Origin of the sequence: Pedobacter sp. L105, from assembly GCF_009765875.1 — a bacterium.
Taxonomy (GTDB): Bacteria; Bacteroidota; Bacteroidia; order Sphingobacteriales; family Sphingobacteriaceae; genus Pedobacter.
In genome coordinates, this window is the sequence record NZ_LMUP01000010.1 from 242,516 (window position 1) to 252,218 (window position 9,703).

10 protein-coding genes are annotated in these 9,703 nt (G+C 37.9%); 4 read left to right on the plus strand and 6 right to left on the minus strand.

The window, feature by feature from the left end; translation table 11 throughout:
• Both GSQ84_RS22440 and GSQ84_RS22445 read right to left on the minus strand, forming a co-directional pair.
• Positions 1-691 (minus strand): glycosyltransferase family 2 protein (locus GSQ84_RS22440; protein WP_158799610.1); only part of this gene is annotated, 691 nt, incomplete at its 3' end.
• 13 nt (positions 692-704) lie between these two features.
• A complete protein-coding gene (locus GSQ84_RS22445) occupies positions 705-1,577 on the minus strand; it encodes a glycosyltransferase family 10 domain-containing protein (protein WP_158799611.1) in 873 nt (290 codons plus the stop codon).
• Between the two features lie 132 nt (positions 1,578-1,709).
• On the opposite strand from GSQ84_RS22445, the gene GSQ84_RS22450 reads away from it, so the two are divergent.
• The gene (locus tag GSQ84_RS22450) at positions 1,710-2,351 is read left to right on the plus strand and encodes a glycosyltransferase family A protein (RefSeq protein ID WP_158799612.1); all 642 of its coding nucleotides are present in this window, start codon (positions 1,710-1,712) and stop codon (positions 2,349-2,351) included.
• Here GSQ84_RS22450 and GSQ84_RS22455 read toward each other — a convergent pair.
• From GSQ84_RS22455 to GSQ84_RS22470, 4 genes are all read right to left on the minus strand, one after another.
• A complete protein-coding gene (locus GSQ84_RS22455; RefSeq protein ID WP_158799613.1) occupies positions 2,348-3,073 on the minus strand; it encodes a glycosyltransferase family 2 protein in 726 nt (241 codons plus the stop codon). The genes GSQ84_RS22450 and GSQ84_RS22455 overlap by 4 nt on opposite strands.
• A 29-nt stretch (positions 3,074-3,102) precedes the next feature.
• Positions 3,103-3,666 carry a hypothetical protein gene (locus GSQ84_RS22460; protein WP_158799614.1) on the minus strand — a complete coding sequence of 188 codons (564 nt, stop codon included), beginning with the start codon at positions 3,664-3,666 and terminating at the stop codon, positions 3,103-3,105.
• A 91-nt stretch (positions 3,667-3,757) separates the two neighbouring features.
• Positions 3,758-5,956, minus strand: coding sequence for an alpha-galactosidase (locus tag GSQ84_RS22465; protein ID WP_158799615.1), 2,199 nt, complete (start codon positions 5,954-5,956; stop codon positions 3,758-3,760).
• Between the two features lie 119 nt (positions 5,957-6,075).
• The gene (locus GSQ84_RS22470; protein WP_158799616.1) at positions 6,076-6,789 is read right to left on the minus strand and encodes a hypothetical protein; all 714 of its coding nucleotides are present in this window, start codon (positions 6,787-6,789) and stop codon (positions 6,076-6,078) included.
• Between the two features lie 79 nt (positions 6,790-6,868).
• Here GSQ84_RS22470 and GSQ84_RS22475 point away from each other — a divergent pair, with 79 nt between their 5' ends.
• The 3 genes from GSQ84_RS22475 to istA all read left to right on the plus strand — a co-directional run.
• Positions 6,869-7,627 (plus strand): glycosyltransferase family A protein, encoded by a 759-nt coding sequence (locus GSQ84_RS22475; RefSeq protein ID WP_158799617.1) that lies wholly within the window; start codon positions 6,869-6,871, stop codon positions 7,625-7,627.
• A gap of 355 nt (positions 7,628-7,982) precedes the next feature.
• Entirely contained in the window at positions 7,983-8,678 is a 696-nt protein-coding gene (locus tag GSQ84_RS22480; RefSeq protein WP_158799618.1) for a glycosyltransferase family A protein, read from the plus strand.
• A gap of 265 nt (positions 8,679-8,943) precedes the next feature.
• Positions 8,944-9,703, plus strand: a 760-nt coding sequence (istA, locus tag GSQ84_RS22485; protein WP_158799619.1) for an IS21 family transposase, incomplete at its 3' end; no start/stop codon positions are given.

Sequence of the window (9,703 nt, forward strand, 5' to 3'; positions counted from 1 at the left end):
GATTCCATTTTTTCTTGTAGTATATCGTTTCCTTTTCAGTGAGTTCATTCTGACGCTCCGGGGACTGGCTATGTAAAGTTTTATTTTCCAAATGATCAACCACAGAAGAAGTAATCAGGGCATGATTTAATTTCAAAACCCAAAGCGTATTGATATAATCATTGTCAGCACACCAAAAGGTATAGTTTTCATCTAACATCCCGGTTAAACGCAATATACTTCGTCTAAAAAAAAGGCACCATCCTGAAACCTCTTGTCTTATTCCCCAGCCCAACCTGATTCCGGTATTTATCTCTATACCCATTGTGGGGTGATGAATAGAGCAGATAGGAGATGCACTGGATAGATCATGAAATTGTTTAAAAGGTTTGAGCATTTCTGTAGCCCATTGCGGGTGGAACAACAGGTCATTGTTACATATGCAGATATAAGGTGCTGATGTCTTAGCAATCCCAATATTCATATATCGGTTATAACCGAAGGGTTCATTGGTATATATGGTTTGAGTGTAGTCATATTGATAAGGCTGTAATTCCCGCTGTGATTCAATGACAAGGATGTTAAATTTTACTTCCTGCGAATCTTCTGAGGCCATTAAAGAATTGACACAGTTGGTAGTGACTTCTTTTAGCTCCTCTGTATGTGCGTAACTTAAAATGATTATATCTATTGCTGTAGGTTCAGTTTCCATCAGATAATTGGATTTAGTTCTTAGGGTCGATCTCAAAAATGATTTCTTTCAATTTGGTGTAGAGATTATATTTTTTGAAGTAGATTTCTTTGTTCACTGTTGAAGGGGGTGCAGGCTGAGCAATGATCGCTTTGATATCTTCGACGACCGATGGACTATCCAGATCAATTTTTCTCAGGTAACGATCATCATAAACATCACTTACATTAGGTGCCCCATTATAAATGGGGATAGTATTACATAAGACACAATCAACAAACTTTTCAGAAATGTAATTTTTCTCGTTTGAATTCTCTATTGCGATGGAGTATTCATAAGGTAAAAGACCAGTATATTTGAATTCCAGCTGGCCTTTATAGCGTGGGTCTGGAATGGTAAAACCTCTTCCATAAATATCAATATCCAGGTCAGATTGTAATATCTTATCCAGTAGTTGCAGCCGCTTTAAATAATTACCACGGGTTAAATACAATGAGGATACGATCATAGATAGCTTTCTGCTCTTTTTTACAGCTTCTTTCTCCTCAAAAAAACTATGGTCTATTTTATCATCATAAAACATATAGGCAGGAGTTTCTATCACTGTTCCTGATAACTTTATATTCCAGGTACGTTCAAACAAGCCGGGATCATGGATCAGGAGGTAATCACTATAAGCTAAAAAGGTCCTGTATTGATGTGCTTCACTAAAAGAAGGCTCCTGGATCACCGTAATGATCTTCACACCAGGTATAATCGGTTCGTTCGCACGGTTAAATACTACGGCAAAGTCATAATCATTAGCAGTAGTAAAATCCAATTCATGATCATCAATGATGTAGTTTGCTTTAAATCTATTTAATAGCACTTCCGAATTCGTATAGTCTGAAAAAAACCTAACCTTCATATTTTAAAATTTACCCTTAACTAAGGTAATTATTAGCTATAATGATTAGAACCCATCCAATGATTATGGGACAGTTGACCCGCAATAAAAAGCTCCATCCTTTCTAACTTGACTCATCAAAAAAATATAATTATGAACACACCGATGGTATCCTGTATTATGCCTACAGCCAACAGAGAGAAATATATTCCTTTTGCCATTAACTATTTTCTACAGCAGGATTATCCCAACAAAGAGTTGGTGATCATTGATGATGGAAAAAAATCGATCGCCTCTTTAATCCCCAGTGATCCCAGGATCAGGTATCTATATACCGAACCTATAGGAAGTATTGGTTTGAAACGCAATCTCGCGTGTGAGCGGTCGAGGGGCGAAATCATTGTGCATTGGGACGATGACGACTGGCATGCTGAAGACTGGCTAAGTGCAGAAGTCTATTTTCTGCAGGAATCAGGAGCAGATATCTGCGGCCTGCAGCATACCCATTTTTATTCCCCAATTACAAATAAATTACTTACCGTCTACAGGCAATATTCGGACGCGCCGAATCCGATGAATTGGGTGCATGGTGCTACGCTAGCCTACTGGAAATCTTTCTGGGAAAAACACCCATTTAAAGATCTTTATGCCGGCGAAGATGACGACTTTATACAAAATAACGGAGCCAGGCTGTTTATCCATGATTATAGGGATGGCTTTATCTGTATGTTACATCCTCACAATACTATTATAAGAAATTTTGAAGATAGGAGACATAAAAAACGGTTGGGTTAAGAGATCAGCTTCCAGCAACGGGTCTCTATCCGATAGTTCCATTTTTTCTCAAAATAAAAGAATTCGCTGGTGGTTAGCTCTTCCATTCGCTCCGGAGTTTGGTATTTCAAGGTGGCTCCATCTAAATGGTCTACAATAGCAGAGGAAACCAGGGCATGACCTAGTTTTAACGTAGCCAGCATATTCGCATAATCATTATCTGCACACCAGAATTTATAGTTTCCATCCAGTTTACCCATCAGCCGAAAGATGTCACGTTTCATAAAAAGACACCAGCCGGCCACTTCATAACGACTTCTGTATCCTGTATAGATTCCGTTGCCCAATTCAAAACCTAAAGCTGGATGATGAAAAGAACAAGCTGGAGAAGCACTGGACAAATCATAGTACCGGTGAAAGGATTTTAATATTTCTGTTGCCCATCCCTGGTGAAATATCAGGTCATTATTACATAAACAGACATATTTGGCAGCAGTCATTTGTAAACCAATATTCAAATACCTGTTATAACCAAATTCTTCTTCAGGATAAATAGTTGTTGTATGCGCATACTGATAAGGCCTGATTTTCTTTTCAGACTCTATGACCAGGATGTTAAATTTTATTTTTTCTGTATCTTCTGAAACCAATAAAGAAGCAAGACATTGATCTGTAATAGTTTTTAAGGCTGAGTTTTGCGCATAACTTAATATGATGATGTCTATTTCTGTGGTACCTTCCATAGCTGAAACGATTGATTAAATCCTGCATATTAATATAAGCCCAGTGTAATTTCTACCTGATTATTATCTATCAGGTCCAGATGTTCCAATTGCTGGGCCATATAAATACTGGTTAGCCTTCCTGTACCTTCCACCGCTACGTAAGGGCCAATCTTGTCTACAGCCAATAAGGTAATTCCTTCCAGCTTCACCTCTTTGTTTTTTAATGCCCCGTATATCCCGGTTACCCTGGGATCAAGATATGGGACTTCCTGTATTTTTCTGGCTGCATCAGCAATTAGATAAGAACCGTCTGTATTTCTTTCCCAACCTGGCAGCTGAAGCGTATAGACCATATCCAAATCAGATTTATTGATTTCCAGGAATGCCCTATACCAATTGATATAAAGCGAGATGGAATCTACCAGGCCCTGTTTCAATTCCAGCACATGATCAATTCCCTCTCTTTCCTGTGTACGGTTGCCGGATAACAGCATCGCTAAAGTTTCCTCCCTTCTGGATTCATATAGGGGATTAAAAAACTCTGAATATACCTCTCCTACCGCCCAACGCCTCAATACTTCGTGACGATTAATTTTTTCTATCAGCTTCATAACAGCGCCATTTTTGGTTTACTTTGTTGTTACAAGATACCAAGAAAAGAATCCGTTAAGAGCTGTGATTGCATTCTGGGACTTTTGTCCGCTATTCTATTTCCAGCCAGGTATAGCCATTTGCAGGAATTTTGACGGTATAAATTACATTTCCTTCTCCATCCAGTGGGTAAGTTTTAGCTTCACCTTCTTTCTCCCTGATCACTGCCTTTTTTTTGAGACCGGTGTAATACAGCGGAAGTTTAATTTGCCTGCTTATCGCTTCGTCTAATGGATTATATAACATCGCTAGTCCCTTTTCCTTCGTCTCCGGGTTTACATGCAGGATACCATCCCAATCCATGCCATCCGGCCTGCGCAGATGAATTATATCTGAGTTTAAGATCATTCGATATTTCTTGTACCATCCGATCACCTTTTGCACCAACTTTTTCGTTTCCTCCGTATCATATAATCTCGGGCCACGGTAACAAGCCTGTATTCCTCCGCCATAGTATTGCACCATTAATTTTTCATAGGCATCCAGGTGTTCTGCCAATGGTTCAAGCGTTGCTGCCGCTCCGCCTCCCTGGTATTCAGTTAAGGGTACAAATCCCCAGCTCATGGAGGGCATTTTTTCCCAGGTTCCATCATAGATATTCTGGCGGTTCAGCAGGATCTGCTGTTCACGTGGCAGGGAAAAATTCACTTCACGATAACCTAAGGCCACCTTATTGGTTCCATCTAAGAAATACCAATCGGGTGCATTCACAAATACCCCGTTTTCAGCGCACCAGCGGTAAAAACCTTTTTGCAGTTCCATTTGTGCCCATTGTGAATCATCCAGACCTTTATGGCCAGGGTGTTTGGCTGAGGCACATACGTCACCTGCATAAGGGCCATCATTTTCAAAAATATCAAAACCAGTCGCTGTGATAAATTTTTTCAGGTTACTCAGGTATTTCAATCCCCAATCACTCCCTAAACAGGGTGCATGACCAAATAGCGCATGTACGTCAGCTTTACCGGTTTTAGGATCTATTACATCTTCCTGATCGTTGATTTTTCTGCTAGAGAATAAGGAGTAGCCACCTAATAGTATTCCCTTACGGTGTGCGTAATCTGTCAGTTCTTTAAAATATTCAATATTTTTTGGAGAGGTGTCTTCCATGTTCAATCCGCTGGAGAAACTTAAAATGACTCCTTCATAACCAGTGTTCACACATTGATCAATAGCACCTTTGACTACCTTTGAATCTATGCTGGTTAAATGCATAAAAATGGGATTCTCTGTTGCCCATGGGGCAATTTTTCGATACATCGCACATTGCGCTAATCCATTTCGCTGTCTGTCATAACTATCCAGCAGTAATTCATTCGTTCTGATAGATTTAAAGGTTTGTCCCGGAGCGAGCATTATTCCTGGTCCAATAGGTGGATAAACTTCCAATATACAGGGTGTGTTCAGGTCATAATTCACCTGTGAAGTATAGGTCGTATCTTTTTTCCAGTGCGTAGTCTGATCAGAAAGATGAGCGGTCATGGAATTATTGAATGCATAGTTACTTTCTATATAGATGCCATGAGGGCTTTTCATCTCTGCAGTTTTACCCACCACCGCAGACTCTTCTTCATGGACAGCCAGTATTTCATTAACTATATGATCAAGTTTAATTTCTTTTTTACTGTTGTTATTTACGCTTAACCATTTGCAGATCAATGGAATATCATCATACAATTCATAGTGTACCTGAACTTCAATACCTTTTAGTTCATGTATTTCGGATTCAAAATTAAAAGTTACCATTTTACCTTTTGCCTGCTGTTGATTAGCCGCCCATTTGGTTGATTTCCAATTTACATATGGTGTGATAGCCGATATCGTAAAAGATTTAAATTGGAAATCTGAAGGATTAGCTGTAAATCCATCCATCCATTTATTTAACAGGTAAGCTTTTTCCTTTTGTCCATACAATCCGCCAATAGCATAGTTTGTTCCATTAATGGTCAATCTGGCTTCAGGGCCTACTGCTCTTAATAACTGCTCACTGTTACTTAAATTCGTGAAATCTATACAGGCCAGATTTGGTTGTAAACGGAATGATCGTTTAAGCAATCCATTATCTAAAATAATATCCTTATGATCTGCACTTTGGTAAACTTCAGCAAATCGGTTTGTTTTTTGAATCAGCCAATCCTGTTGATTAAATGATTTTTCATTTTTTACATATATTGGTAAGGATAGAATTTTGTCCTGTGCCTGGCTAAAAACTGATTGTATTAAGCATAATAGAATTAGCGATCTTCTCATCTTTTTATATTTGGTTGCGCGAATATAGAGAGATGCGTAGTCAAAAAAAAGAAACACAATAAATTTAAAAACAACCGTTTAAAGTAAAATGATTTAGCTAACCATAAAATAATCAGCTCCTAAGTATGCCCTAAACGGACTGCCCAAAATGGAAAAGAATTTCCTTCCCTCACAAAATCCTGGAAATAGGTTTCATCAGGAAGAATTTCTGCGCCATAGGTTTTCAGGACTATACTAAAGATACTCTGATCATGCCGATGATCGATAAAACCATTCAATTGTGGCGGTGTTTTTCGATCGGTAAATAACCATGCATCGTCCAGTACCGTATTGAACCATTTACCTATCAATAGCTTAGCATGTGCACATTTTTTGAATAGAAAAGCTGTGGTAATCAGCTGGCCTGAATTGATGATTTCTTCAGAAGATCTAAAATACTCAAATACTTCTCTTTTGGTATATTCATATTCTTTTTGTGACAATTGAAAAGCCAGGGTGCCGGTTTCTGATTCGTTTACGATATCAATATATTGATCAAAACGTTTTTTTCCTAAGCTATTGATCATACACCCTGCATCGCAATAAATTAAAATATCATTATCCTCAATAGTTTCCAGCATATGCTTTACGATATAAGGTTTCCATATCATATATCCGCCTCCTCTTGGGAATTGCAATATTTCATGGAATTTCTCCTGAAAATGACTATCTAAATTTTCATGTGTAAATACTTTGACCTCATCAAAAAAAGAAGAGGCTAAAGCCGATTCTCTAAAGAATTCTCTTTGCTCTCTGAATCTACTATCACCGTAAGTAATTGAGTGTATCTTCATCTTATCATTATCATATTGTTTAACCAAAAATCTTAAAACAATTAACAAAAAAAAAGGATGATAATACAAGATCTGTATTATGGGGCATAAGTCACATAATTCAGGCTCTATATTTTTTAATTTTATTCAAAAGCCAATTATGATGAGTAAGATATCCCTCCCTTTAATCTCCTGTATCTGTATTACTGACAATCGTCCTGAATTTTTGAAAAAAGCTATATCTTGTTTTTACGCTCAAAACTATGTCAATAAAGAACTAATCATCTCTTACCCTGAGAACGATCGCATTAGTAAACAGCTAGTTCAAGATTTACTTCAACGCTTAGTTATAAAAATCGTCCCCATTGAACGGCCATCTGATTATTCAATAGGTAAAGCAAAAAATCATGCTATTTTAAATTGCAATGGAGATTATATCTGTACATGGGATGACGATGACTGGTATCATTCCGATCGATTAATGGTGCAATATCATACTATGCGAGGACAGGAAAGTTTTAAACAGGCATCTTATTTAACACATATTTTTTTATATGACACTATAAATCAGATAGGTAATTATTCCTTCCCACATTACTGGTCGGGTAGCTTGCTCTGTAATAAAGATATAATTTTGCAAATCCCTTACACAGATAGTAATGTCGGTGAGGATTTACCCATCCTACAATTCCTGACCTCTAAAAATTTGATCCATCAACAAGCAGATGTCCCATTCTTGTATATCTATGTCTATCACGGGAAAAATGTATTGGATCATTTTCATTTTCAATATTTTTTAAAAAAAAGTATTCCACTTGATACTAATAATTCATTGCTGATCGCTCAGCAACTAGCTTGATCCACTCCTTCGGCTAAAACACATTATGGGGCATTTGTCCCTATTTAACAGATCTCGTTTTTCTAATTTTGATATCCTATCAATAATTCATTATGTCCAGATCATGGTATGCATTTATAGGGGGGGATGACCCTACCCGTTCACAAAGTTATATCAAACTCACCATTAAGCACCAATGTTTATGTGGTAATCAAATTTGTGCGATATACGCCGCCGATAATGGATCGCATCCTGAAGAACCATTATCTGCGAATCTGCAACGGTATATTAAAGATGCTTTACATACAGGGCAACTGCAGCCAGAATTTCCCTTTGATGCGAAAAAATTTGTTTACCTCAGATATTAATCATTCCTATGAAAGCGACTTATCCATTAATTTCCTGCATCTGTGTCACTAATAATAGAACAGCTTTGCTTAAGAGAGCGATTGCCTGTTTCGAAGCACAAAATTACCCCAATAAAGAATTAGTGGTTTCATATCCAGACGATGATCACCAAACTAAAGAACTTATTCAGCAAGTATCTAAAAATGAAGAACTAAAAATTCTTCGAATAGAACGTTCTTCTGAAGAATCATTGGGTAATGCCAGGAATGTCGCGATAGATAAATGCACCGGAGATTATATTTGTATTTGGGACGATGATGACTGGTACCATGCCAGTAGGCTATCTTTCCAGTTTAACAGTATGCAGACTTTAGGGCAAGGATATCAGGCAAGTATTCTGACTAATATCTTGCTATATGATGCTACTACAAAAAAAGCATATTTATCTTTTCCTTATACCTGGGATGGCACCATGTTATGTAGAAAATCAATCATTGCACAAAATCAATATGCTCACAGCAATAAAGCAGAAGATACGCATATTATTAAATTTTTAGATTCCAGGAAAATTTTATACCATATTGCTGACGCACCCTTCCTTTATATTTACATCTATCATGGAGAGAATACATGGGATTACTCACACTTTGAATATTTCTTAAGAAAAAGCAATCTATTGGATGATAATGTGACTAAAAAGGTATGTAGTTTAGTGGAATTATAAAATAATTTATTTCAGGATGATTTATTTCCTGAAATAAATCATGAATTAACTTCTACCGTAAACAAATGGTTTGGCTCCAAGTAGTGAAGTTGGTTGAGGAACACCTGATGACGATAGGCTTCCTATGTAATTTTGTAGTTGAGTAGAAACTGCATATATCGGTGCATAACGGGCCAGTCGTATCGGTGATACTGGGCCAGCCCTATCGGTGATACGGGGCCACTAAAAGTAGTTGTATTTTACAGCATAAATAAATCTGTAAAATATGGCTGGCCACCGAAAAGACATGCTAGATATCCGACGTATAATTCAATTAAAATCCCGTGGAGAAAGCAACCGATCCATCGCCAGGTTGTTGGGCATTAACCGTAAAACGGTAAATGAATATGTTTCAATTTTAAGTTCTTCCGGAAAAGACTTTTCAGAACTTAGCCGACTTGACGAGGAAGTTTTAGTTTCTCTTTTACCCGGATCTAAGGTCGTCAGTAAGCCCCAAAGCTACCATGAGCTGCAGGAGATGATCCCTGCTTTTCGTAATGCATTAAAGCAGTCCGGATTCACTTATTTGAATATCTGGGATGATTACCGAAAGAAATATCCAGAGGGTTATGGCTATACACAGTTCAAAGAACATGTTCAGAATGCCTTTGCAATTCAACATGCTTCATTCCATATGGAACAGATTATGGGAGAGAAATTACTGATCGATTATGCTGGTGACCGATTAATGCTTACCGATAGAGAAACGGGCCAAACCAAACCTGTAGAGTTGTTTATTGGAGTGCTTGGCGGCAGCGGCTACACTTATGTTGAAGCGAGTGAAAGCCAGCGAAAAGCCTCTTTCTTCAATAGCATCAGAAGATGTCTTGAATTTATAGGTGGAGTACCTAAAATGATCGTTACGGACAACCTGAAATCAGCAGTCACACAGGCGCATCGGTACGAACCAGAATTGAATAAAGACTTTAAAGCGTTTGCCCTTCATTATGGAACAGCGGTATTAGCCACCAGAGCGCGCAAGCCAA